Below are 26,388 nucleotides of genomic sequence, written 5' to 3' on the forward strand. Positions count from 1 at the left end.
GAAAAGGATTCATTTTAGAATTTAATTGTATTGACACAAATGAAAAGATATAGTGTATTAAGCCTTGTAGTAGCATGTATGCTTTCTCAGGGATGCAGTGATTTTTTGGAAAAAGAGCCACTTGGGCGTGAGACCGACAGTAATTATTTTTCGGATTCTACCAATACCATACTGGCTATTAATGCTGTTTATGACGTCGCGTCGTATGACGAAGGAAATGACGGATTAGGTAACTACCTGCCTCACAATTATGAGTGGATGTTCGGAGATGTATTGTCTGACGATGCAGAAAAAGGAAGTACCGCAAGTGATTTCATCGATATTCAACACCTGAAAGAATGGCGTGCCTTACCGGTCAATGGCCCAATAAGTGGTGTTTGGGGTAACCAATGGATCGGGATTTATCGTTCCAACTGGGTTTTGCAGAATATTGACAATGCGCCAATCAGCGAATCACTTAAAAACCGTATCAAGGGTGAAGCACATTTCCTTCGCGCTTACTACTACTTTTACCTGGTACGTCTTTTTGGAGGAATGCCGTTATTCTCGGAGCCTGTAAAAACGACTGAATATTCCACTACCACTCGTTCGACAATTTCAGAAACTTACGCATTTGTAGAGGCTGATCTTCGGCAGGCGATTGAACTGCTTCCTGAGAAAAACGGATATGCAGCCCTGGATCTGGGACGTGCAACCAAAGGTGCTGCACGCGGATATCTTGCCCGCGCAATCATGTATCAGCTTGGTATGGATAATGGTAATAACCACACCTGGCAGGAAGTTTTTGACCTGACAACCGCTATAGCTCAGTCGGGACAATATGGACTTACAGCTAACTATGCAGCTATTTTCGATGAAGTCAGCGAAAACAATACGGAATCACTTTTTGAAATTCAGGCTGCTGAATCCGGACAAACATGGGGACCGATCAAAACCGGTACAACCAATAACGTGATCCAGAATAACCGCGCAACCTGGGGATGGGGCTTTAACAATCCTACCACGGATCTGGCGGAAGAATTTGAAGATAACGATCCGCGCAAGGCCATGACCATGTATGGAAACGGATATATTTTATTCGGAGTAAGACAGGTTGTGAGTTTCCCTGACGAAAACATGACTGGATTTCTGAATCGTAAAGCAGCAATCGTTCAGCCTGCACAAGCTTCTGCTTCCGGACAGAATATCAGGAAAATGCGTTATGCTGAAATCCTCTTGATGAGAGCCGAGGCAGCCGCTGAGATAGGAAACGAGGCGGAGGCGCGCACTGCTGTCAATACAGTACGAAGGAGAGCAAAGGCGTCCACCCAACCTTTGGGATCTGTATTGGGAACAATGACCTACGCCCCGACCAACATCCCTGCTACAGCGCTGCCAGACATTGCATCAACCGTTACAGGTGCAGCACTGAAACAAGCGATACTGCATGAACGCCGGGTAGAGCTTGGTATGGAACACCTACGTTTCTGGGATCAGGTGCGCACCGGAACCTATATGAACTCACTTTCGGGCGATATCAGAACCAGGGCACAGCAGCATTCATTCCCGGGTAGTGTAAACCCGGTGCCTGTACTTCCGATTCCATTGAACGAAGTGCAAACCTGGGGTTTAACACAAAATCCGGGTTATTAATAAAAAGCTCATAATTAATAAAAGAAACAGGGATGCCAGCGCCAGTCTGACATCCCTGTTTCCTTGTATGACAATGAGAATTGCTGGTACCATAAAGCGTCGGCACTGCTCTATACGGACATTTGATAAGCAGAGTGGAGTATCTGCATCAGGCCTCCACTCCTGTCACAGCAATTCTGATCTGCTGCAAGACTTTAAGGTTGGCAAATGTCGGAGCAAGATAAATCCGAACATACATGTTCAAACACATACACTTCAACAATATCCAGCTAGTGTACATGACTTAAAGAAAACGAAACAAAACACCACTATTTGTGAGTTTAAAAACATGTTCAAGTCCAATCAAAAAACACCGCCTGACTCCCGCTTTGCAGCAAGACCCAAACGGTGTTGAGCACTTTCATTGTTGATTATTCTTTCACAAGTAATCCGGGATATAATGTTCCGTCAGCAGTTGGGAAATCTAGCTTCAATAATTTGGCAATCAGTGGTGCAATATCCTGAAGACCCATTTCCGGAATGACGGCGCCTTGCTTAATTCCTTTACCAAAAGCGATAAAGCCAGTCTGAATTTCTTTGAAATCCGGAAAGAATCCATGTGTACCACCACTTGCAGCCCTTATAAAGTCGCCGGTGGCAGCTCCACTGATCGTTACACCCTGTTTGGGAGCGAGAGCAAGTAATACATTTGGATCTGAGCCCACTACATCAAGCACTTCACGGGTTTTAATTTCGAAGAGCGCTCTCTGGTTCGCGGGTAGCTTCTCCAGTAGCTGCTTCACTTTATCCAGTGTTTTTGTGTCATTTCTATCTTTCAACTGCAGAAATGCAGAACCGCCGGCGCTATGGAAAAATGCCTTCCAGTTTGCCCTGTTGTTGGGATCATAAAGTCCTGCCTGAGCCAATAATATATTGGGAGCAAGGCTCGTATGAATGTCTACAAACCCATGATCGCCGGTAATGATAAAAGTCGTTTTATCTCTGATTCCTGCTTTTTCCGTTGCTTCTATAATGGCTTTAATTCCTCTGTCCACACCTGCCAGTGAAGCACGAACCTTATCGCCTTCACGGCCCTGCTCGTGTTGAAAATGATCAACAGCAACCAGATGTACCGCCAGAAATGAAGGCTTATACTTACGGATCAAATAACCACTTATCCTCGACATATTGTCGTCAATACTCAGGTAATCCCCGTCAAAGTCTATCTCTTCCAGTTTCCCCGTCGCATTTTGCTCAATCTCTTCAAACAACCCCTTCGGAGACGCATTTTCAGAAAGTGCTTTGGTCATATTGCGTTTCCCGCCTTTTACTTCGGGCAGATACCAATATTCAGGGACGTTGTAAGACGCGGGGCTGCCCACAGAAACCGGCCAGAATACGGAAGCCGTTTTTAAGCCTTTTTGATTCGCAACGCTAAAAATCGTGGGCACTTTAATCTTATCATATTCCCACAACCATTTCCCTGTCACTTCCAAAGGTTCGGGAGGCGTGTTGTAGTAAACTCCATGTTTCGATGGTTTCACGCCTGTCATAATCGTGGTATGAGAAGGATAAGTAACAGAAGGAAAAACGCCCGTTACTCCATCTGAATAGGCACCCGTTTTCATGCCTTGCCGAAGGTTGACCATCGACCATGTTGGATCTTTATAGAACTCCGGACGCAGTCCATCAACGCTGATCAGGATCACATGCGCATCCTGTGCAAAAGCATTCAGGGTAAGCGCTACACCCAGGATTGAAAGTAGTTTTCTCATTTTGATTTGAAAGAATGAATTAAAAGCAGCGTATGGTCAGGCTAAGTCAGACCGCACGCTACTACAATAGGCAATTAACAGCTGCTGTGTCCTAAATCAGAAGGCATACCGTAAACCGATCTGGATTTGGTAGGGATTGCCATTCAGGCCAGATACACCTGTTCCGTTGCTCATACCGTAATTGAATCGCTTCGCCTCCGGATCAAACGATCTGATGGTATATAGGTTCTGCTTTCCAAGGTTCGTTCCCACACCCCATTCTTTATTTAGCAGGTTAGCTACGTTAAAAATATCAACAGATGCTTCCAGACCGTGATTTTTGTAGAAGTTGAACTTCTTAGCCAATCTCAGATCAAACACCCCATAAAAACCATTGATACCTCCGTTACGCTCTGCCATCTTGCCCATATCTCTGGTGATATAGTCTTTGATGCTTTGCTCTGCCTCAGGATTATTTAGGATAGACTGGAGTCCTTCACGAACGGACTGCGGTGTTTCCGGACTATTTGGATCATAAATGTAAGCCAGGTCATTAGAAGATACGAAGTCACCGTTCATATTACCACTCACGGCCATAGAGTAACGAGTTCCACCAATCCCTGAATAACGCAGACCCAGTGTCACACCCCAGATGCTTGGTGCAGTTCCGTAGAATACCACTTTGTTGCGGAAGTGATTGTTTGCATAGGTAATCCGGCTCAAATCACGTGGATCGTCATTGACCATCAAATCAAGCGTAGCAGTGTTTGCCACGTTACCATTGTACGAAGTATTGTCTTTGGAATCGTTGTACGTATAAGAAACGGTGATCTGCCCATCTTTGAAATACCGGTATGTTCCATCAATTACAATAGCATACTGGTTCTTTTTACCTTCGCTCACCAATTCCAGCACACGACCTACTTTCGTCGTTTTACGACTATCTAACCAGTTGGTTGCCCCATTTTTTACGTTGATTTTGTCAGCTGGAACGTACACGCCGCGATTTGCTTCTGCCTCAATCCGGAAATAAGGATCTTCTACCATATTGCGGTCAACATACATATAATTGTTGCGCGCCCAGGAGGCATAACCATTCACACCAACACGAAGACGATCGCTGAAAAAGTGGTTGTATGAGAAGTTTGTTTTGTAAAGAACCGGGATTTTCGCATCAGCATTGTTCATGTTGATTGTAATCAAACGCTCAATGTTCGGGTTGTTGAACAGGTCAGCGCCCGGAGCTGTTGTAGGATCTGCACGATATCCCGGAAAGTTAGGGGTAGGTACTGCCGAACCCTGGATCTCAACTGCTGCCACTTTCGTTCCGTCAAACAACATGTTGTTGATCATCGAATACGGGTTCAACTGAGAACCGAAGATACCCGCACCGAAACGAACAATGTCTTTCCTTTGCTCATTTACATCCCAGGTAAATTGTACGCGTGGCTGCAATTGCGTTGTATTGATCTTATTATCGGTACGCAGGTTCAACTCATCAAATACGACCTGGCTGAAATTCGCTTTATTCAGGTATTGTGTATTGTCCAAACGCAAACCCGCCATCATATCAAGACCGCGGGCCAGTTTGGTTTCCATTTGTGCGTAAAGACCTGTTGCCAGAGAGTTTACAATTGAGCTTGGATCATCAAGCAGGTTGATCTCACGGGCGTAACGGTAAGGAGTCAGGTTGTTGAAGTTGTCAAGTCCAGTGAAATAGAAACGTCCATTCATTTCACTACCGTAAACTGACTTCATGCGGTTGAACATCACGTCGATACCGAAAGTAAAGTTGATCTTTCCGGTATTGTAATACAGGTTGTTCATTGCCTGATAAACCTGGCCTCTGAACCATTCAGGAGAGAAACGCTGACCACCGATTTGAATGTTGGTGATGTAGTTGTTCGCTCCCGAAGTTGAGTTTATATTTTCAACAATTGCGCGGGGAATACTGGAAGAAGGTAGCTCCGAGCTCGGTATCACAGCTTCGTACTGGTAAAAATGTTGCACTTTCAATTCGTTCGTGATTTTTGGGCTTACGATCGTACGAAGTGATGCCATAAGGCTATTATTGAACCGCTTACGGTCGATGTATGATTCGTATGCATTGATCGACGTATTGTCACCTTCCGATAGCTTGTCGTTTTCTGTGATCAGGTTATTACGAAGCGTCAGTAAATTCTTGGAATTCAACTGCCAGTCAATTCTTGCGAAAATCGCGTCAGTACCTTTTTTCTTGCCAAACGAACCAAACTGCGGACTGTTGGATACACCGTATTTTGATCTTGCTATATCAAGAAAATTGTCCAGTGTTTGCTGCGTTACACGGTTAGCCGCAACGTCTGCTTCAGATTGCAGGTTGGCTATAAAAAGAGGACGGGAATCGGCCTGACGGTCCCAGGCTACAAAGAAGTGTGCTTTGTCTTTTTTCAATGCGCCCCCCAGCGACATGCCATACTGGTATGTAGAGAAATCCTGGGTTCTTTTATTTCCTCTCAAATCATAACCACTTGAAAGCCAGTTCGCACGCATGAAGTTAAATATGCTACCGGTCAGTTGGTTTGTACCTGATTTAGTTACCGTGCTGATCGTTCCGCCACCTGCGCGGCCAAGTGTAACATCATATTCGTTGGTAACCACTTTGAATTCACGGATTGCCTCCATTGAAATGGCGTAGGTACCTCCGGTTTCACCACCCGCAATTGTGCTGCGTGAGGTCATACCATCAATTGTATAGTTGGTGGAAGAACCCAACTGCCCGCCAAGACTGTTGCCGTTACTCAAAGGGGAAAGCTCGATCAGAGATGTAAAATTCCGTCCATTTACCGGAAGCTTAAGCAGATCCTTGGCACTGATAGGTGTTGAAGAACCGAGTGTTGCTACTGAGTTTTTTATCGAATTTGCCTTGATATCTACGGCTTGCAGTTCGTTTGAGCTGCCCTCCATCCTGAAATTCAACTTCAACTGATCACTCTGGTTAAGTACATATCCTGTTTTTTTCTGTGTTCCAAAACCTATGAAAGACACGGTAACAGAATAGGGAGAACCCAAGGGAAGCTGTTTGATAATGTAGTCTCCATTCACATCTGTAACTGTGCCGGCCTGAAAACCAGTGGATTCATTTTTAACAAACACAGTGGCACCAACAATAGGCCCTGCATCTTCAGTCACTTTTCCAATGATTGTCGCTTCATTGCCTTGCCCGTACGTATGGACAGAAAACAACATACTGATAACCAAGACCATAAGTCCCGTAAATAATCGATTCATTTTTGTTAGTTAATAAGTAATAGATGTGATTTTGGTAAAGTAATTACATGCCGTTCCGATCACCAGCTTGCTGGTGTCGTGTGTATCTAAAAAGTTGGAGAGTTCTTTCGTGAAAATGGAAGAATTGATGCTTACAGATGCGATTTTGTAAGGTCAGCTACACCTTGCCAATACATCATAAGTCTGGTTTGTTTGCCAATACTGTCTTCTGAATTTTCTGACTGCAAAAGTAAGTTTGCAATATTATGCTTGTGTGAAGCATTCATTAACCCTTGATTAATCCTTTGGCAGTGGGCATTCAATAAGTCGGGAGGAACCACCAACATGGGACAGTTGGCCGGAAGGAACTGTTCATAACTTCATAAGATAAAAAGAGACAAATTACAGATTTACTTTGCTGTCAATCCTATTTTTCATTGACCATATCTGAAGAATAAACCACGTATAGCCAGAATCTAATATCAGATGCTGAAAACAATAAGTACTTCCTCAACTAGGAATAAATATTAAACGACCGCTGTAGATTATGAACGCCACTTTTGACCCATGCTAAAACCTGACATAAATGCTGTAAAGATTCGATATTGTCTATTGGTAAGACAGGATTCCAAACGACTAAAGCCAGGAAATGCTCTCATCACCACAATAAACTCATTTGACCACTAAAAATTATATACAAATCAACACACTCATAGTCAGAATATTATAGATACATTTCGATTTTAATTCATATATACTGCAATTAAGAATAAAATAAAGTAGCTATATTAACTGCAATTACGAATAATAGTAAATTATGAAGAAGACCAAACTGGGAGAATTTGAAGAACTTGTATTGCTTACAGTAGCAGCTTTACAGCAGGATGCGTACGGAGTGGAGATCAAACGGGAGCTGGAAACACGATTGAAAGAAAAACTAAGTGTAGGGTCCATTCAATCGGCACTGAAAAGAATGGAAGAAAAAGGTTTTCTCACCTCCGCCTTCGGCGAAGCCACTTTGAAAAGAGGAGGTAAACGCAAACGGATCTACTATACCACTTCCCACGCGCTTAAGGTGCTGGAAGAAATGAGAGCAATCCGGGCAGATCTGTGGAGTTCAATTCCTTTGACCTCTGAATTGAAAATGATATGAGCGCGCCTGAGCATATGCAACCTCCCAAATGGCCATTGCGTCTAATGCGGAGTATTTTAAAAACGGAATACCTCGAAGAAATTGAAGGCGATATGGAGGAGATTTTTCAGGAAAATCTCCATCAGTATTCTGTCCAAAAAGCAAAACGAATTTATACATGGGAAATGCTCAGGTTGCTTCGACCTGCCCTGTTAAGAAATTTTAAATCATCTTACACCTTTATGCCCTATGCCATGTATAAAAATTATTTTCTGATTGCCTGGAGAAATCTGATAAAAAAGAAAGCGTATTCGGCCATTAATATTCTCGGATTGGGGGTAGGAATTGCCTGCTGCTTCCTGATTTTTACTTTTGTACAAAGTGAGCTCTCCTACGATACATATCATACGAAGCGCGACCGGATCTACCGCGTCACGCATGGAACGAGAGTATCCGAAGATCCCCAAAATCTGTCGAAAGAGGGCCCTTCCTGGGTGTGGGGTAATGCCCCGGTTGGACCGGCACTTAAAAATGAGTTTCCTGAAATAGAAAAAGTAGTTCAGTTTTCCGGAAGAGCCGATATCCTGCTGACCAACGAGGATAAAAAGTATCAGGAAAATGGTGTATTCTTCATGGATTCCACCGTGTTTGATGTATTCAGCTGGGATTTGTTGCAGGGTGATCCTAAAACTGCATTGGTAAATCCGTATAGCATCGTATTAACACAGAGCACGGCCCGGAAGTATTTCGGCAATGAAAATGCATTGGGTAAAACACTAAAAGGAAGCGGTTCGCCGGGGAGAGCGAATGAGGGTCAGTACATCGTGACCGGTATCATGAAGGATCTTCCCGGTAATTCTCACTTTAAGTTCAATGCCCTGCTTTCGCTTAGTACGTTTAAAAAATCGTTACCGGAAATCTTTGAGACGTGGGACTATGTTGATTTCTACACCTACTTTCTGGTAAACGAAAAATTTGATGAAACTGCTTTTAAACAAAAGCTGCCTGAATTCGTAAAGCGGCAACGTAAAGACCCGAAAACAAAATATGTAATAGAGTTGGAATCGCTGAACGATGTTTACCTAAAATCCGATGCGGATCGTCAGCCGGGAGAAACCGGAAGTCTGTCAAACATGTATATCTTCTCTATCATTGGATTGTTCATCCTGGTGATCGCCATGATCAACTTCATGAACTTATCCACCGCCCGTTCTATGGAACGCAGCAAAGAGGTCGGCATCCGCAAATCCATTGGTGCTGCCAGAAGCAGTTTAATCTCTCAGTTTCTGGGCGAATCCTTTGTTATCGTTTCTCTATCGATGATTACCGCTGTCATTCTGGTGGTGATCTCGTTACCTTTTATGACAGGTTTAACCGGTAAAGAATTTGAACCAGGCATTTTAATCCATTGGAAAAGTGTCCCCATCATTTTGGGAGCCATGGTGCTGATCGCTTTTGTGGCGGGTTCTTATCCGGCACTGGTACTCTCAGGATTCAGTCCGGTGCATGTGTTGAAAGGTTTGACCAAGTCAACATCAGGTGTAAATCTGAGAAGAGGACTGGTGGTTTTTCAATTCAGTCTTTCCATACTGCTCATTGCGGTAACCATTATAGTCTATACACAAATGAATCATTTGCTGGATAAAGATTTAGGCTTCGATAAAGAAAGTATGCTGGTCATTGACTACAACTACGATGAGGCCGTAAATGCTAAATCGCAGCTTTTAAAAACAAGGCTGGAAGAAAACCCGTCTATTGTCTCAGTCGCTTTTTCACGAAGTGTTCCCGGAAGCTTTTTCCCGCATGCCGGCACCGAGATAGAAACAAAGGATGGCGAAATGAAAATGATGACACAACCCATTTTTGAGGTCGGTATAGACTTTATACCACATTTTGGATTAGAGCTCGTTGCAGGAAGATCATACTCCAGAGATTTCCCTGCAGATTCCAGCAGTGCTTTGGTTATTAATGAAGCAGCGGCAAAACAATACGGATATAAAAATGCTGAGGAAATTATAGGTAAAAAATTCAGTCAGTGGGGAAGAAACGGTGTTGTGATAGGGGTCGTGAAAGATTTCAATTTCACTTCTTTACATCAGAAAATCGAACCGCTCACCCTGCCCTTCCAGGCCTATTCCAGCCGGTATCTATCCATTAAAGTCAAATCAGAAGATCTGACAAAAACGATTCAGCAGGTGGGTGCCGTGTGGAGTGAAACAGAACCGCACAGACCTTTCCTTTATAGTTTTCTGGATGAAGATTTTAACCGCCAGTATAAGGATGATTTTATCTTCAGAAAATTGTTTACCACGTTTTCCTGTCTGGCCATAGGCATTGCCTGTTTGGGACTGCTTGGACTGGCAACATACATGGCAGAACAGCGTACAAAAGAAATCGGTATCCGTAAGGTTTTGGGAGCAGATTTCCGTACCATCGTCATGTTGCTTTCCAGCGACTTTATTAAATTAGTTGTGGTGGCCATTCTGATTGCAACTCCGGTGGCGTGGTATGTGATGAACCGGTGGCTTGAAGGTTTTGCTTACCGTGTAGAGATAAGTTATTGGATTTTTGCTTTAGCAGGCCTGATCGCCTTTTTTATCGTGGCACTTACCATCAGCTATCAATCCATAAAATCCGCGTTGATGAATCCAATATCTTCACTCAAAAGCGAATGAGACAGGGCGTTAGTCATTCAGTATCGGGATGAGACAGACAGATGACTTACGCCTGAAATTTTGAAATCGTTGTGACAGAAAGTTTCAGTCCTGTTATCAGGCAAAATATTGATAAGGCAGTCAATTTTGAGCCCTACCCGACATCCGATCAGCACACAGCTAGTGCTTATGTATCAGATGTGATCAATTTCTCTAATCGCTTTTCAGTGATGCTGGGACTGAGGATCGACCACTTTAACAGGAAGGAAATTCAAGGCACACAAGAAGGATTCAAGCAGACTTCACTGGCACCGAAATTAGGGGTTGTCTACCAGATAGTAAAAGATAAAGTATCTGCTTTTGCCAATTACACGAGTGGTTTCCAAAATATCGCTCTCACGACTCAGCCTGATGGAAGCCGGTTGATTTTAGATCCCCCATTTGCCAATCAGGCAGAAGGTGTGTAAAAGCAGAAGTTTTCGGCAAAAAACGAAGTGCCACTCTCAGTTATTGCCATATCCTGATCGACAATGCCACCAGAGTAGATGCTGACCAGTTTACGGTTCAGGATGGGAAGCAGGTAAGTAAAGGTGCGGAGTTTGAACTGATATCGCAGCCTGTAACAGGTTTGAACATCGTCGCTGGCTATGCATTTAACGATAACCGGATCAAAAAGCTTCCAACCCATTGATCGAAGGTAACAAAGCAGCCAATGCGCCGGAAAACGTGGCTAACATATGGACATCCTACACTTTCCAGAATACGCTGAAAGGGTTAGGACTGGGATCTGGTATTAACTATGTAGACAAGATTTACCGGGCAAGTAATAACGCATTTGCCGTACCTGCCTACACGATTCTGGGTGCTACCATGTTTTACAGCCGTGATACCTGGGCAGTTAATGTAAAAGTCAACAATTTAACAAATGCCAGGTATTGGGACAGTTGGGGAAATCCGCAGGCACCAGCCAGTTTTGCTGCCAATCTGACATTTAGATTCTAAACCGAACGTCCAAGTAAAATACCGGCTGTCAGATGGTATTTTACTTGGACGTTATTAGAAATTAGCTAAAATGAATGTAAAGAAGTTAATTAGAAAAATCCATCTCTGCCTCGGTCTGACGTCTGGAATCATTGTTTTCATTCTGGGCATCACAGGTTGCATCTATGCATTTATGGACGAAATAAAACCACTGGTTTATACTGATAAATATTTTGTAGCTCCGTCGAAAAATGCAAGATTACCTTTGAGTCGGCTTCTCACAATTGCTCGGTAAGCAAACAGGGCGCTGTTAATGTCCTGGTCCAAAACCAGCAGGTTTACAACTAGGCTACCGAGCAGTATGACTAATACACCGATAAGCTGTTGAAAACGCATTACTTCGCAGATCAGAGCTCTTACAAAATAGATTTTGCTAATTATGGTAGTCGGGCAGAGTAATCTCTTGCCTGGTTACTTTTTTATCACTTCCCATAAGTCCCATTATCCATTTCGCAGGTTTACTGCCTGCTAATGATATAACTTTATTTAACACAGCGACTCCAAATGTGGATTGCGGATAAACCAGGTCAGGAATTCCGGGAGGCAACTTTTGACATTTCTCCACGTATAGTCTCATTTTGTTTTCATACGAATCGAATGCTTCCCGATAAGTTTTTCGGACGAATAATTCGCCTGCCAATATGTAAGCTCCCGCCATCGCCAGATCCGTGCCTTTACCAGCAATGGGTGTTGCACAATAGGCCGCATCACCAACCAGTGCAACCCTGCCGTCACTGTATGTCGGCGCTTTTACCTGGCTGACCTTGTCAAGATAAAGGTCCTTTGTTATTTTTATTTCTTCAATGAAACGTTCAGACTCCCAGCCGCTGCCTTTAATGCGTTTAATCAACGCTGTTTTTTGTTCTTCCAGTGACAGACCCTTATACTCATCCTCGTTGGCTGTAAAAGTAACAGAAGCCCTTGTACCGCCATAATTATCGGGACGGATCACGTAGACTATCCCGCGTTCAGTGTTGCACCACCGAGCCCAGGTGCTGTCAGTTGATGCTTTGGTGATGGTCAGATAAGCGGTATACAGGCCAAGGTATTTGAATACAGGCTGGGCGCTGAATGCCAGCTTACGGGTGGAAGAACCAATTCCTTCGGCAGAGATCACCAAGTCAAATAATTCCTTCTTCCCGCTAGCGAAGGTGACTTCAACACCTGCTTCGGTTTGCAACAGACTGGCAATATGCTCGTTAAATCGGTATTCAACATCGGCTTTGGTGCGGTCATAAAGGATTTGGACCAGATCTCCGCGAAGGATTTCCAGCTCTTGAGTCATACTTAAAGAGCTTTCTTTTGAAAATTCAGCTATAGTTTCGTTGCTCGTATTTACAAAACGCAATCCGGATTCAGTTGTATTTTTCCCCCGGATAGTCTCTTCAATACCCATCATCCGAGCGATTTCTTGCGCGGGCCCTTTCACATCAATATTTTGGCCACCAAGCCTGAGCTCAGGCGCGCGCTCGGCAATCGTTACTTTAAACCCGTAATGATTAAGCCAGTACGCAAGCGTAGGTCCGGCAATACTGGCGCCGGTAACCAGAATCTTTTGACTATTCATATCTACTTAATTTGTTAGGTTTTAACTTCTTCTAAGCATTAAGAAATCCTGGTGTCGCTGGTAAGAGTTTCTTCATTTTCCTGAAATCTGATGGGTGTTTTGATCTAAATAATTCCCCTTTCAGAGTATACGATCAAGCACTAAACTACTAATTTAGTGAAACTATGGATCGTGCCTATCCCCGGCACAACGAAAAAGGTCCGTTTACAGGAGAACATTTGGTCCCTGGATGTCCGGTTTTCAGCGGAAGAGCTAAAAAATTTGAGTGATGCAGCTTCAAAAATCAAGATCGTAGGAGATCGCTACTCAGGAGAATCAGCAAAACGCGTGACGAATTGATTGATTATTGATAGGAAAAAGCCGTGTGGTTTACTTTTCACTATTCAATAAGCATTGTCCATATCGAAGACGGCAATCATCTAATGGGCCAGGCACAACGCCTTGTTCATTAGTACAATGCTATTTATGAAGGTTCCATGAAACTTACCAACAACGTCATTTGGGAGATTTGACCTGAGAATATACATAGCTTGTAAAAGCCTTGCAGTGCAAATAGGTGCCCCCCGGAAAACATGTATTATAAAATGTAAGATGAGCAGCTTAATCCTATGGCAGTACAGGCTTAGTTAAATAATACTCATCAATCTGGTTCCATGAATAACTGTAAGTGATCCCTCTTACTTCCTGCACAAAATCGCTGGTTTCACTGTCGCTAAATCCAACACGCCAGTTGGTTGTATTTTTAATCCTGAATTTCAGTGGCGAGTTAGGCGGCGGAAGGTCTTTTTTTTCTAATATTTTGATTTTCATATGCTAAGGTAACTCTATTTAGCCACAATCATTGATAATAGTTGTGTATTGAGATCACCTGATTTTTAATAGATTTTGCAACTAACCGTGAATAGGAACCTACCAATTCATTTTTAGCAAAGCGTGCTGCCCAATCAAGCACCTTCTTTTGTTATCGCTTGCGATACGCACCTCTACCCTATTTATTAACTATCGCCGCGCGCCCGCCTCAGGTGTTATAATACCTGCGGATTTGAGACTGTAAGAAGTAAATATACTATCATCCGGCAGATCGTGTTTACAGACCCGTCAATTAACTGAGTAACTAACGAAAGCAAACTTCTGGCTGTCTGCACGCCATGATGGAACATTGATTGTACCCTGTCCTCCAAAAAATACAGGTGTGATGTCTTTGATGACTTTGGTTTTAATGTCCATCAGACGTAGTTTGACTTCTTTCCCAAACAAATGTTGCTGCTTCTGATCAGATGTATAAGCGATGTAAACAACGTACTTGTTATTAGGCGAAGGATGCGCAAACCAATTGGAATAATGATCAAAAGTTAACTGCTCAGGCTGCGTTCCGTCCGCCAACATACGCCATATCTGCATATGACCACTGCGGTAGGAATTGAAGTATATGTATTTACCATCAGGTGAATAATCCGGGCCATCATCCAGCCCCTCAGATGTCGTGAGCCGTTTTTCTTTGCCACCTTTTACCCCAATTGTGTAGATATCAAAATTGCCATTTCGCTCTGCACAGTATGCCAGTGTCTTAGCGTCAGGACTCCATCCGTGCCAAAACGAAGGTACTTCAGGTGTTATTCTGACAGGATCGCCTCCTTTGATGGGCAACAGATATATGGCTGATTTATACGATTTTGTGGATGGATCTTTTTTATCATTATGACTTATCACCAGCCATGCTTTGTCCGGTGATATACCGTGGTCATTATTACACTCGGTTGCAAAACCAGTATTGAGAGTAGTCAGTTTTTTTGTTGCAAGATCCAGCGTATAGATGCGCCCCCTGCTGTTTAATATCAGATAATTATCCGGGTGCCAGTTCGGAGCCTCAAAATGCGAGTTAATCGAGAGCACTGTGTCAATCTTACCCGTCTGAATATCGAGTGTCTGAATATAACTTGTCGTATCTTTTTTACTTTGTGACCATAACAGAGACGGGCAAAATACCAGTAGGATACAAAGGGCTTGCAGGTGAAGGTCATGCACAGACTTTCGAAATAGGATATGTATCTTCATAAACAACCGGCTTAAAATGATGTAAACCATTGGCAAGGGTGACGTCAGAAAATATTCTCCTCTATAATACAAAAAAATATACTATCTATACTATTATTCATTTACTTAATCCTAAACGAATAAATATTTTTTCTAGGATTGAAAATCCCTTAACCTGCATCATATCTGCACATGCAATAAATGTATTGGGACTACTTACTAAAATCACTCACGTTTCCGTTAAAATCCGTCAATAATTCAATTTGGTATATACCTAATATTGTATAGTTGTCGACATGTTCACTGACCCTACATCTCTTGCGGAAAATGATTCAATTGGTGCCTTAACCATTGATACTGATTTTTTAAAATTATACAGTAACCAGATCAGCGATTTAAGCGTCCAGCGATGTGAAATTTTCTTTAAACTGATTCCCATTTCTTTCGCCACCCTACATATCCGGTCAACACGGCTCGATGGCAGGCAAGTATACCTTCAACGAAAACAAGTAACGATGTTAAAAAATAGAATTTCAAATATACTTTGCCTCTCTTTACTGGCTTACAGCTGTGTATATGGCCAAGAGAATGCCCGGCAGGATGCACGGCAAGATGCTTTAATTCGTAGCTATGCCACCTACACAATCACGTCTCCGCCTGACTCTTTAAAAGCAGATACCAGTTTTTATCAGAAATACTGTGATGCCCAGGGAATCCCCATCATGTCATCAGCCAAAACACCTGACGACGCGCTGCTCGTAGCCCGGGATATTGTTAATTCGATGCTTACAAAAAGAGAAGACCTGAGGGCGAGTCTGGTACAAAAAGGGGCCAGGGTCTTGATCATTGCCTATCAGGAGGGCGAAATGGATCTTCCGGAAAGAAGAAACTGGAAAAAACCCGCAAAAGATGACCGCAGACTTACACCTGGTGAGCGTGAGAAATATGATCTTCCCGGCGGCATAGGTAGTATGGACGACAGAACATACTGGAATGGTAGAGCAAGGGGTATGGGCGGTACGCTTACTTCCTGCGCGGAAGAAAATCTGTTGGGGTATCCCGGCACGAGATACTACGGTGAGAATATCTTGGTCCATGAATTCAGTCATAACATCATGGGAGCTATCCGCACGGTAGATCCGGATTTATATGCCGAGATAGGTAAAGCTTATGATCTGGCTAAGCAAGCCGGTATGTACAAGGGCCAATATGCTATTAATACCAAGGAAGAATACTGGGCGGAAGGCACCCAATGGTGGTATGGGTCTAATTTCCCGTTTGATGACGGCAAGAAGAATATACTACGAGGTCCAAAAGATCTGAAACAGTATGACCCAATGTTGTATGGGCTTCTTGAAAAAGTTTACAAACCGGAAAGCATCCGGTCAGATGTTTATTCCCAGTTTTATAAATGACAGCCATATTCCTGGTTGAGTAAAGTCCGTCAAAGTATTGCCCGGCATTTCAAATGGATTATCAAGCCTAAATTGGTTTATGATATATCCATCTGAAAGCTGAGCAATGCTTTACTTTATTACGACAATTCAACATACTACTCCTAAATATTGGCAGTATAAAAGCTGCTGATGGTAATTAAAAGGAAACCTGTGCAGCCGTGTCATTTTCCTATCAACCTGTAATCCTGATCTTTACGGCCGGCATGCAGATGAAATTTGCGAAACATCTGCCAGTATATGTCCAAACTTCGGTTCCGGGCTCTGTGGCGGTGTAACAATCAGGCCGCTGCCATCCATTCTTAGTACAAAGTAATGTGAGATAAATCGACAAACGTTAGAAAAATGATAAGCCATGGAATTATTTTGAAACGCTATTTGTATTATCTCTGAATCCAAATAGATCAATACATTTATATTCATCAATAAATACCCAAACATGGATGTTCGGAAAGTAGAAAAGATCTCTAAAGCACTGAGTGACCCGAGCAGGATTACCATTTTGAAACAACTGCGTGAAAAAGAGGATTGCCTGTATTGTCATGAGATATCAGACTTTATTGATCTTGCACAGCCATCCATTTCCCACCACGTTAAACAACTTGCAGAAGCGGATTTGATCATTGCAGGAAAAGAAGGCAGAAATGTCAAGTACAGGTTGAATAAGATGGTATTGGATGAATATGTCTCATTTCTGAATACTTTGAAAAGCTAAAATTTTTTACATTAATATATTGATACATTTAAATATATCAATCAAATAACCATCAGTTACATTTCGTAATCTTTCGCTAATTACCATACGCCTACAGATTAAGCAACCAATACTCCTTTTACATTTATTCAAATATTTAAATTAATCAATTTATGAACGAGACATTACAATCTGCTAAAATTGTATCAGGCCTTGTATTAGGCGCCCTGATACTCGGAAGTGTACTTCTGAAAGGATATAGTTCAAAAGGCACCGTTCCTGAAAAGTCAGCGCAACAGCAGCAGTCGCCGGGCATACCCGTGGATGGACAGGTAATAACCTCCGAGGCACTGAACGAGGAAATGACCGTCTCCGGTACGCTTATGGCATTTCAGCAGGTAAGCATTATGAGTGAACTGAATAGAAAAGTAATTTCGGTTCAGGCCAAAGAGGGCCAACATGTTCATGCCGGGTCGTTGCTGTTCAAACTCGATGACGCTGATTTGCTCGCAGAGCTGGAACAGCTGAAACAGCAGCAGAAACTGGTCATGCTCAATGAGGGCAGACTGAAAGACCTCGTAGACCGTCAGGCAGCCATGCAGCAGGATTATGATCAGGCATTTACCAATCTGAAAGTAATTCAATCTAAGATTGATCAACTGAATGTAATGATCGCCAAAACAAGCATCAGGGCTCCATTCAGTGGAAATCTGGGTATAATAAATGTTTACACCGGCGCTTACGTCTCGGCAGGTACGCCACTGGCTGAACTAACAGATAATAGTAGGTTAAAAATTGACTTTGCCGTTCCCGAAAAACATGCCGGTACCTTAAAGACTGGTGACGTAGTAAAGTACCAGGTGGAATCCAACGACAAAATACAGACGGCCCGAATCGTGGCGCATGAGTCCAGCCTGGATCCAAAAACCAGAACTTTGCTTATACGCGCAGTTGGCAGCAATGCCACCCATCAGCTACCTGGGCAAAGTGCTCGTCTTACACTACGTTTAAGCACTTCCGGTAGCGCTTTATTAATCCCAAATCAAGCATTGATTCCTTCATCGGACGGTTACAGTGTATTTGTCGTAAACGGAAAAAAGGCGGTTTTCAAGGCCGTCGAAATTGGACAACGCAACGCAGCTACGGTAAATGTAGTGGGCGGATTATCGAAAGGAGATACCTTAATTACCAGTAATATGCTTCGTCTTAGTCCGAATGCGCCGATACAATTGGTTACCATAAAATAATACTTTACCCATTTCACATCTATCGCCAAACGCTGACAGCCATCTGCGCTCAGCGCTCAGCCAACACAAAAAATGAGCTCAATTTCACAAACAAGCATTTCCCGACCTGTCATGGCCGGTGTGATGTCCGTATTGCTTATACTTTTCGGGATCGTGGGTTATACCTTTCTGGGAACCAGAGAATACCCTGTCACGGACTCTCCTATTGTCATGGTTACTACCGTTTATCCGGGAGCCAGCGCTGACATCATCGCCTCACAAGTCACCAAACCGCTGGAAGAAGCCATTGCGGAAGCCAATGGAATCCGATCGGTGTCATCCACTTCACGGGAACAGGTCAGTATCATAACTGTTGAATTTGAATTAAATGCGGACCTTGAAGCGGCAGCGAATGATGTGCGTGACAAGGTTTCCAAATCACGTCAGCAACTGCCGACTGACATCGAGCCTACTATTGTTGAAAAAGCGGGACCGGCAGACTTTCTGGTATTTCTCACCGTTCAGAGCAAAACAAAAAGTTTGGAAGATGTAACTGACTTTGTCAACATCAATGTAAAAGAGAAGCTACAATCCATTTCTGGTGTACGTCTGGTAGATTCTTACGCGGGACGTAAACGTGCTATGCGTTTAAGAATGGATCCGGTTAAGCTGTCTGCCTATGGCCTTACACCAACAGATATACAACTTGCGCTGCAGAAGGAAAACGTCGATTTACCAAGTGGAAGAATTGAGGGGACGAATACCGAAGTGACTTTAAGAACGCAGGGAAGATTGGTGACCGAAGAAGACTTCAATAACATGATCCTCCGCGAAAGTGCGGGTGCTATCGTCCGCTTCAAAGATGTAGGTCAGGCCGTCATGTCGTCTCAAAATGAGCGTACTGCCATGATCATATACAGTGGCAAAACGGCTGATTATGGTGTTGGTACAGGCGTTAGTCCGCAGCGCGGTGCGAATTCACTGGCCATTGTGGATGAATTCAAAAAAAGGTTTGAAGAAATCAAAAAGACAGCCCCCAAAGAATACGAAATCGCGCTTGGAAAAGACTTTACTGTTCCTGTCAGAAATTCACTCTCAGAAGTAGAGGAAACGTTATTGCTCGCCTTTGCTCTTGTGTCGTTGATTATCTTCATTTTTTTACGTGACTGGCGCAGTACGATCATTCCACTAATGGCAATCCCGGTTTCGATCATTTCGGCCTTTTTCATTATGTATATCGCTGGTTTTTCGATCAATGTACTCACATTGCTGGGATTGGTTTTGGCAATAGGGCTTGTCGTCGATGATGCTATTATTGTGCTGGAAAACATTTACTCCAAAGTAGAACAGGGAATGCCGCCCATTATGGCCGCAAGGCAGGGATCAGCAGAAATATATTTCGCTGTTATTTCGACAACCATTACGCTGGTTGCCGTGTTTTTACCGATTCTATTTTTAGGAGGATTAACCGGTCGCCTGTTTAAAGAATTCGCCATTGTTGTGGCTGGATCTGTGTCCATATCAGCCTTCGTTGCCCTGACGCTCACGCCAATGATGAGCGCTTATCTGCTAAAATCCGGCACCTCGCATAACTGGCTTTACAAAAAAACAGAACCTTACTTTGTGAAACTGAACAACGCTTATGCGCATTCACTGTCGGCATTCATGAAAGCTCGATGGCTGGGATTTGTGCTACTGGCTGCTTCATTTGGCGTAGCCTATTGGCTGGCACCTCAATTACCCTCTGAGTTGGCTCCACTTGAAGACCGTTCCATGATAGGATTGGCAGTAATGGCGCCGGAAGGAACTTCTTACGAGAGCATGGAGGCCAGTATGAAGGAAATCGGAAACTTTATCAGCGATTCCATACCGGATTTGAATGAAGAAAGAACCTATACGGCGGTTGCAGCAGCAGGTGGTACGCTGGCGCAGCCTGTAAATGGTGGTTTTCAATGGATATTTTTGAAAGAACCCAAAGACCGTAAAAGCGGTCTGACCCAACAGCAAATTTTCATGAAGCTTGTTGCCGCTTCCGCCAGATTCAGGAATGTATTGATCATTCCGGTTCAAACACCAACGATCGGGGGATATGGCAATACACAGCCAGTTCAATATGTAGTTCAGGCACCTGGATTAAAGGAACTGATATCTGTGATGCCCAAATTGATGTCAGAAATCGAAAATAATCCTAAACTCAATTTTGCTGATGCAGATTTTAAAATCAACCGACCTGAAATCAGCATATCGATAGACCGCCACCGCGCCGCACAACTGGGTATATCAACGCAGGCCATCGGGCAAACATTACAACTGGCGCTTAGCAGCCGCCGCTACGGATATTTTATCCATAATGACCGTCAGTACGAGGTGATCGGACAGCTGGATCGTGAGGACCGCTCTGCACCCTATGATCTACGCTCGTTATACCTCAAATCCGGAAGTGGAGAAATGGTGTCACTGGATAATCTCACCAGACTCAATGAAGGTATCAGTCCACCAGCCATTTACCGCTACAATCAGTCGTATAGTGCCACGATTTCAGCAACGCCCGCTGCAGGTGTAAGTTTGGGTGAAGCGATTAAAGAGATAGACAAAATTTCTGCAAACCAACTCCCCAAAGGATTCAGCACAGCACTGGCCGGACAAAGCCGGGATTACTCCGAGAGCAGTGACAGCCTTATTTTCGCATTCATCTTCGCCATTGTTTTGATCTACCTGGTCCTTGCCGCACAGTTCGAAAGTTTGATTGATCCATTCATTATCCTTTTGACGGTTCCCATGGCATTGACTGGCGCGCTGTTGAGTCTATGGTTTACAGATCAAACTGTGAATATCTTTAGCCAGATCGGCATTATCATGCTCATTGGTCTAATTACCAAAAACGGTATTCTAATTGTGGAATTTGCCAATCAAAGCAAAGAAGAAGGAAACAGCATTATTGAATCAGCTAAAATTGCGGCCGTATCCCGCTTTCGTCCGATCTTGATGACCACCCTGGCCATGATATTTGGTACACTACCTATTGCCTTATCTCTGGGAACCTCTTCTGGTAGCCGTCAGTCGCTAGGTATCGTTGTTGTAGGCGGGCTGATCTTCGCGGGAATACTTACGCTTTATGTCATTCCAGCCATTTACTCCTACTTCTCACGTCCTTTCACAGGGCATCCCAAAGAAGAGCATAGCGAACCGGCTGAAGCATTAGTTCATTAAAATCATCCCTGTGGCTTTCGTTTGATCTCCCAAGCCACTGGTCAGATAAACACTACAATCATGCAAATTTATACAAACATACAACGAGTATTATGGCTGGTCATTCTAACTGTGATACCCACTACCGCAGTGGCTCAAAGCCAAGCGCTCTCGCTGGAACAGGCAATCAAACAGGCGGAATCATATAACCTGGATTTACGGATTGACTCTTTAAATATTTCAAGATCCAGGCAGCAAACCGAAATAACTAAAGGATTACTGCTACCTAATATCAATCTTACAGGACAGTTTCAACGCTATTTCCAAAGACCTGTATTTTTTGGTCTGAATGACGCTTCTTTCTCTGAAGGCGTTGGATATGCCCGATTTGGAGGCACCGAAATAAGTGGAGCACAAGTAACCCTGGCTCAGCCACTCTACAACGCGGGCGCCCGGCACGAAATCCAGAAAAGAAGGTTATTGGAAAAACAAAGTCAACTGGCTTATCGGGAACATCAGGTAGACGTGGTTGCCCGTGTGAAGCAAAATTATGTACGGTTGCTTGTTTTACAGCAACGGCTAAAACTACAAGAAGAAAGCATCTCCCGTAACCAAAAAGCGCTTGCCGATTCACGCTCACTGCTCGCGCAGGGACGAGCCTTGCGTGTAGATACTTTGCGCGCATATACCTTGGTTAAAAATCTGGAACCCGATGTTTTACGACTAACTTACGCCCTGCAGATCAGTCAGCAACAACTTAATATTCTAATGGGAAGTGATGCCGACAACGAAATTATATTAACTGATTCACTACAATTCAACCCGGTAGATTCTATCCCTGTAGAAAGCGTGATATTCCGTAGGTCCCTACTGCAGCGACCCGATTTTCAAATCCTGACTTTGAACAAAGAAATTAATGAGAAGGATATTGACTTGTACAAATCAGTCCGACTGCCTGTAGTGAGTTTTGTTAGTCAATACCAGCTACAGACACAGACTAACAAATTTCGTTACGATCAGGCAGGATGGCCTCCGGTATTTTATGCTGGCGTCCAGTTTTCCATTCCTTTGTTCAGCGGTATGCAAAATGTAAACAGAATAGCCCTGGGGAAAATCGAAAGACAGCAATCTGATATGATTTTTAACAATGCTCAGCTGCAGCTTAAAATCAATGTAAAACAAGTCATTGCCAGCCTACATGAAGCGACCGAACGCATCAAAACCCAGGCCAGTGTTTCACAAACAGCTGAATTAGGTTATTCCATTATCAAGTATCGATATGAAAAAGGTGTAGCATCCAGGCTGGAACTTACCGATGCTGAACTGGCCCTAACAGCGGCCAAATCCAATTATCTGGAAGCGGTTTTTGATTATTTGTCTGCCAGAATTGAACTGGACAGGACCCAGGGAATTACTAATGATTAATGTGGGTCGGAATACTTTTTTGATGATCTGATTGAGGTCATTATAGTCCTCCGGTTTGATTACAATTGCCTTACCTCAGCAACCAACCAAACGTGCGACCAGTTTTTTTCTAAAAGCAAGGCCGCCGGATGGTTGGTTGTATTTTCTGCATACAAGTATTATTAATAAAACATAGTTATCCGTTTTATATCCAAAACTTATGATTTCAAAAAACGATTTAGGCTCACATAATCACAAATTCGTAATCACAGGCGGCCCAGGCGTCGGTAAAACAGCACTGATACAAGCATTGAGCCAAGCAGGATTTGCAGTAGTAGCCGAGGATGCTCGACGCATTATTCAGCAGCAGGTGGATACCCAAGGCAATGGACTGCCATGGAAAGACAAAACACACTATGCCAACCTCATGCTACAGGCATCCATCGATACTTATAAAAAAGCAACTGCACACCGGTCGGATCAGCCCATTTTCTTTGACAGAGGCATTATTGATACGCTATGTTACATGGACATGGAAAAGATCCCGCTTCCTGATAATCTTGACGAAATCATCAGTGCATACAAATACAATACGAAGGTGTTTATTCTTCCTGCCTGGAAAGAAATCTACCTGAAAGATTCGGAACGCAAGCAAAGCTGGCAAGAGGCGGAATTCACCTTCCATCAAATGAAACAGACCTACCTAAAATACGGCTATCAGTTGATTCAGTTACCAAAGCTCAGCATAGAAGCAAGGGTACATTGTTTACTTGATCATATCTGACACAGTGCCCCCACAGCGAGAAGACCTGATTATCATAAAATTAAAATTTCCTCTCATTTGTTTATAATTATTCTAATTAAATTAAGTTTCTTTGTATGCGCATTACTTCTTTCTAATCAACCCATGACTGACCTGCAATCAAGCCATCCTGAAATAAAGTGCCTGCAGGCGACAGTTATAAGCGAAAACGACTTTGAGAAGCTTTACAAACAATATGCGCCTTTCGTGCTTCGAGTTTCCTATGCACTTTGCAAAGATGAAACGCTGGCAGCCGACATGGTACAGGACATCTTCTGTTCGATCTGGGATCGCCGTTTGACACTGTCTGTCAGCGGATCCTGGGAGAATTATCTGTATCGGTCTGCGAAGTATCAGTACTTCAATCACGAGCGCAGCCTGACGCGGTTTCGTGTTGTGAAAGATGATATGCTGGCAGGAAGCGATATCTGCGACGACAGCACCAACCTGCATATCGATTACCACGATTTAAAAAACAACGTCAACGAGCTGGTTGCACAACTTCCCGACCAATGCCGGAAGGTTTACAACATGAGCCGCAGCGAAGGACTAAAAACCGCAGAGATTTCCAGGGAATTATCACTCTCCGAAAAAACGGTAAAAAATCACCTCACCAGAGCACTGGGTTTTCTACGTCGAAATATCGAAAGTCTTCTTGCCCTATTTTTGCTGGCTGCATAAAAAAATTCAAATTCCATTGGGACCAAAGCCATTGTTGGGTTACTTATTAGTAAACCATCACCATCATGGACAAGGATTTACTTGATAAATATTTTGCCGGACAATGCACGCCTGAAGAAATTGAACGCGTAACACAATGGCTCAACCAACCGGTTGTTAACGAAAAGTTGCTACTCAGGAAGTCGTGGCGCAGCATCAGAATGCATGCTCGAACAGCAGTAATACAGCCGCTTAATCCGTGGGCACGCTATGTAGCTGCCGCTTCTGTTGCTCTGCTTACAATTGGCGGCATGAGTTGGAAACTCATTTCCGACGATTTTGAATTCCGGAATAATTCCGCAAGCTATGAAGCTTTTAACGCGGACGGTCTGCATTTCAGCCTGCCACCGCAAGCAGCGGCGAGAGTCAATCATGCTGTGGGTACCAGAACCGCCGATCTTGTGTTTTGCGGCAATATCCGCATCGCAAACAATTCGGAAAATGATGTAGACATGAAGCTCAACCTGAATTGTGCCGGTACCGAAAATCCTCATCATGCTATGCTGCTCAAAGTGCGAAAGGACCAACGTTATGTGGCTTTTCAATATCGCTACAAATCGGAAGAATTGGTGGTGGTGGAAGAAGACCGGATTTTTGACCTCCCACTTCCGTTGCAGCAAAAGGCCATTGAGGTGTTGGAAATCTGAGTATGAACATGCACAAGACGACCTTAATTTTTTTGATTCTTTTCGCTTTTGCAATGTTTTCCTGCAACAGAAGTGACGATGAAAATATATCTGACAAACAGGACTCGCGCATTATTCTATCGCTGAGCGTTCCGTCACAGGGGAATTATCCTTTTCATGTGGTAGCGGATCCGTATACCGGCAAAGCCGACATCAAGGATTCCCGGAACATACCGGATTTCCCCAACAGTGTGCTCGTGACGGCAAAACCAGGTTATGTTTTTTTGAACTCAAAAGAGAAACTCACAAAGTATGCAATAGACGATCAGAATAAATTAAATGCGGAAGGTTCCGTAGTAAACACGGGTCTTTTGGGCGGTCCTATATCCGTTTTCCTTGATGATAAACGCTTATTGGTTAGTACCGCCCCCAGGCAAGCGAAAGACAGCCTTTTTTCTTATCAGATCATCAACACAGAAGATATGACAGAGGAGCGACGTGGTCAGATCTGCCTGCCTGTTACACCCGGAAGCATGGCTTCGCCAAGCAGCTATATTTTAAAGGAAGATAAAATTCTGGTGCCCTATATCCATGCAGATGATCAAAATCACGCCTATGGAAAAGCAAATGTAGCCATTTTCAATGCCACAGATATGTCGTTTGAAAAGACTATCTCCACCAGTAAAACGGCTTGTCTCGGGTACAGCGTTGTTTCTTCCCACGCCATTACGGAAAATGGCGATTTATATTTGATTTCTTCTAATGCCAATTATTGGGGTGGAAATGAATCGCTCCCATCCGGCATTGTCCGCATAAAAGCAAGGCAAACGGAATTCGATAATGACTATTTCCTAAACCTGACATCGAAACTTAAAGGGAACCATTCAGGTGGGATGATTTATGCCGGAGGCGATAAAGTAATTGTTCAAATTTTTGAAAACAGCCTCATCAAAGCCTACGGAGACTATCAGAAGGGATATGTGATCAGTTATTATGAAGTTGATTTGAGAACGCAATTACTGAAAAAGCTGAACATTCCGCTGAGCAAATATCCGCGCAGAGCCATGGAACGCCTTAAAAACGGAAAAGTGATAATAGCCATTAACGCGGAAAACGGAGAGAATGCATTGTACACCTACGACGGTACCACCGGATTTGTCAGAAAAGGAATGGTGTATAGCAATGCCGAATTTATGAGCGGGCTGATCGCTCTTTAAAAACAAACTGAACG

At 43.5% G+C, this 26,388-nt stretch carries 22 protein-coding genes; 16 read left to right on the forward strand and 6 right to left on the reverse strand.

Features of this window, described 5'->3' with window-relative positions; genetic code table 11:
• Positions 1 to 39: 39 nt before the first annotated feature.
• Positions 40 to 1,632 carry a RagB/SusD family nutrient uptake outer membrane protein gene (locus tag AC1XUE_RS11725; protein ID WP_483356165.1) on the forward strand — a complete coding sequence of 531 codons (1,593 nt, stop codon included), beginning with the start codon at positions 40 to 42 and terminating at the stop codon, positions 1,630 to 1,632.
• A 410-nt stretch (positions 1,633 to 2,042) separates the two neighbouring features.
• Here the strand turns inward: AC1XUE_RS11725 and AC1XUE_RS11730 are convergent, their stop codons facing one another.
• Both AC1XUE_RS11730 and AC1XUE_RS11735 read right to left on the reverse strand, forming a co-directional pair.
• Positions 2,043 to 3,386 carry an alkaline phosphatase family protein gene (locus AC1XUE_RS11730; protein ID WP_483356166.1) on the reverse strand — a complete coding sequence of 448 codons (1,344 nt, stop codon included), beginning with the start codon at positions 3,384 to 3,386 and terminating at the stop codon, positions 2,043 to 2,045.
• Positions 3,387 to 3,482: 96 nt separating this feature from the next.
• On the reverse strand, positions 3,483 to 6,635 hold the full coding sequence (locus tag AC1XUE_RS11735; protein WP_483356167.1) for a TonB-dependent receptor: 3,153 nt from the start codon (positions 6,633 to 6,635) through the stop codon (positions 3,483 to 3,485).
• A gap of 796 nt (positions 6,636 to 7,431) precedes the next feature.
• On the opposite strand from AC1XUE_RS11735, the gene AC1XUE_RS11740 reads away from it, so the two are divergent.
• The 3 genes from AC1XUE_RS11740 to AC1XUE_RS11750 all read left to right on the forward strand — a co-directional run bounded on the left by AC1XUE_RS11740 (position 7,432) and on the right by AC1XUE_RS11750 (position 10,867).
• Positions 7,432 to 7,767, forward strand: coding sequence for a PadR family transcriptional regulator (locus AC1XUE_RS11740; protein ID WP_483356168.1), 336 nt, complete (start codon positions 7,432 to 7,434; stop codon positions 7,765 to 7,767).
• Between the two features lie 14 nt (positions 7,768 to 7,781).
• The gene (locus tag AC1XUE_RS11745) at positions 7,782 to 10,421 is read left to right on the forward strand and encodes an ABC transporter permease (RefSeq protein ID WP_483357986.1); all 2,640 of its coding nucleotides are present in this window, start codon (positions 7,782 to 7,784) and stop codon (positions 10,419 to 10,421) included.
• Between the two features lie 71 nt (positions 10,422 to 10,492).
• On the forward strand, positions 10,493 to 10,867 hold the full coding sequence (locus AC1XUE_RS11750; protein WP_483356169.1) for a TonB-dependent receptor domain-containing protein: 375 nt from the start codon (positions 10,493 to 10,495) through the stop codon (positions 10,865 to 10,867).
• Here AC1XUE_RS11750 and AC1XUE_RS11755 read toward each other — a convergent pair.
• The gene (locus tag AC1XUE_RS11755; protein ID WP_483356170.1) at positions 10,849 to 11,088 is read right to left on the reverse strand and encodes a hypothetical protein; all 240 of its coding nucleotides are present in this window, start codon (positions 11,086 to 11,088) and stop codon (positions 10,849 to 10,851) included. The two genes, AC1XUE_RS11750 and AC1XUE_RS11755, sit on opposite strands and share 19 nt — an antisense overlap.
• Between AC1XUE_RS11755 and AC1XUE_RS11760 the strand changes: the two genes are divergently transcribed.
• Together AC1XUE_RS11760 and AC1XUE_RS11765 are read left to right on the forward strand one after the other, a co-directional pair.
• A complete protein-coding gene (locus AC1XUE_RS11760) occupies positions 11,088 to 11,402 on the forward strand; it encodes a TonB-dependent receptor domain-containing protein (protein ID WP_483356171.1) in 315 nt (104 codons plus the stop codon). The two genes, AC1XUE_RS11755 and AC1XUE_RS11760, sit on opposite strands and share 1 nt — an antisense overlap.
• Positions 11,403 to 11,472: 70 nt before the next feature.
• On the forward strand, positions 11,473 to 11,676 hold the full coding sequence (locus tag AC1XUE_RS11765) for a PepSY domain-containing protein (RefSeq protein WP_483356172.1): 204 nt from the start codon (positions 11,473 to 11,475) through the stop codon (positions 11,674 to 11,676).
• Between the two features lie 138 nt (positions 11,677 to 11,814).
• On the opposite strand, the gene AC1XUE_RS11770 is transcribed toward AC1XUE_RS11765, so the two are convergent.
• A complete protein-coding gene (locus AC1XUE_RS11770; protein WP_483356173.1) occupies positions 11,815 to 13,008 on the reverse strand; it encodes an FAD-dependent monooxygenase in 1,194 nt (397 codons plus the stop codon).
• Positions 13,009 to 13,164: 156 nt separating this feature from the next.
• On the opposite strand from AC1XUE_RS11770, the gene AC1XUE_RS11775 reads away from it, so the two are divergent.
• Positions 13,165 to 13,347 carry a hypothetical protein gene (locus AC1XUE_RS11775; RefSeq protein WP_483356174.1) on the forward strand — a complete coding sequence of 61 codons (183 nt, stop codon included), beginning with the start codon at positions 13,165 to 13,167 and terminating at the stop codon, positions 13,345 to 13,347.
• A 267-nt stretch (positions 13,348 to 13,614) separates the two neighbouring features.
• Here the strand turns inward: AC1XUE_RS11775 and AC1XUE_RS11780 are convergent, their stop codons facing one another.
• Positions 13,615 to 13,818, reverse strand: a complete 204-nt coding sequence (locus AC1XUE_RS11780) for a hypothetical protein (protein ID WP_483356175.1) — start codon at positions 13,816 to 13,818, stop codon at positions 13,615 to 13,617.
• 288 nt (positions 13,819 to 14,106) lie between these two features.
• Positions 14,107 to 15,063, reverse strand: coding sequence for a TolB family protein (locus AC1XUE_RS11785; protein WP_483356176.1), 957 nt, complete (start codon positions 15,061 to 15,063; stop codon positions 14,107 to 14,109).
• 494 nt (positions 15,064 to 15,557) lie between these two features.
• Between AC1XUE_RS11785 and AC1XUE_RS11790 the strand changes: the two genes are divergently transcribed.
• The 9 genes from AC1XUE_RS11790 (at position 15,558) to AC1XUE_RS11830 (ending at position 26,374) form a co-directional block, all read left to right on the forward strand.
• Positions 15,558 to 16,457 (forward strand): hypothetical protein, encoded by a 900-nt coding sequence (locus AC1XUE_RS11790; protein WP_483356177.1) that lies wholly within the window; start codon positions 15,558 to 15,560, stop codon positions 16,455 to 16,457.
• A 478-nt stretch (positions 16,458 to 16,935) separates the two neighbouring features.
• Positions 16,936 to 17,211: an ArsR/SmtB family transcription factor gene (locus AC1XUE_RS11795; protein WP_483356178.1), complete on the forward strand. Its 276-nt coding sequence runs from the start codon at positions 16,936 to 16,938 to the stop codon at positions 17,209 to 17,211.
• Positions 17,212 to 17,363: 152 nt separating this feature from the next.
• Positions 17,364 to 18,437, forward strand: a complete 1,074-nt coding sequence (locus tag AC1XUE_RS11800) for an efflux RND transporter periplasmic adaptor subunit (protein WP_483356179.1) — start codon at positions 17,364 to 17,366, stop codon at positions 18,435 to 18,437.
• A 72-nt stretch (positions 18,438 to 18,509) separates the two neighbouring features.
• Positions 18,510 to 21,626: an efflux RND transporter permease subunit gene (locus AC1XUE_RS11805; protein WP_483356180.1), complete on the forward strand. Its 3,117-nt coding sequence runs from the start codon at positions 18,510 to 18,512 to the stop codon at positions 21,624 to 21,626.
• A 60-nt stretch (positions 21,627 to 21,686) separates the two neighbouring features.
• Positions 21,687 to 23,030, forward strand: coding sequence for a TolC family protein (locus AC1XUE_RS11810; protein WP_483356181.1), 1,344 nt, complete (start codon positions 21,687 to 21,689; stop codon positions 23,028 to 23,030).
• A gap of 199 nt (positions 23,031 to 23,229) precedes the next feature.
• The gene (locus AC1XUE_RS11815; protein WP_483356182.1) at positions 23,230 to 23,793 is read left to right on the forward strand and encodes an AAA family ATPase; all 564 of its coding nucleotides are present in this window, start codon (positions 23,230 to 23,232) and stop codon (positions 23,791 to 23,793) included.
• Positions 23,794 to 23,916: 123 nt separating this feature from the next.
• The gene (locus tag AC1XUE_RS11820; RefSeq protein ID WP_483356183.1) at positions 23,917 to 24,492 is read left to right on the forward strand and encodes an RNA polymerase sigma-70 factor; all 576 of its coding nucleotides are present in this window, start codon (positions 23,917 to 23,919) and stop codon (positions 24,490 to 24,492) included.
• A 65-nt stretch (positions 24,493 to 24,557) separates the two neighbouring features.
• Positions 24,558 to 25,178 carry a hypothetical protein gene (locus AC1XUE_RS11825; RefSeq protein WP_483356184.1) on the forward strand — a complete coding sequence of 207 codons (621 nt, stop codon included), beginning with the start codon at positions 24,558 to 24,560 and terminating at the stop codon, positions 25,176 to 25,178.
• An 8-nt stretch (positions 25,179 to 25,186) separates the two neighbouring features.
• Positions 25,187 to 26,374, forward strand: coding sequence for a DUF4374 domain-containing protein (locus AC1XUE_RS11830; RefSeq protein ID WP_483356185.1), 1,188 nt, complete (start codon positions 25,187 to 25,189; stop codon positions 26,372 to 26,374).
• The last annotated feature ends 14 nt before the right edge of the window (positions 26,375 to 26,388 follow it).

Source organism: Dyadobacter sp. HNCC25DJ187, from assembly GCF_056895255.1.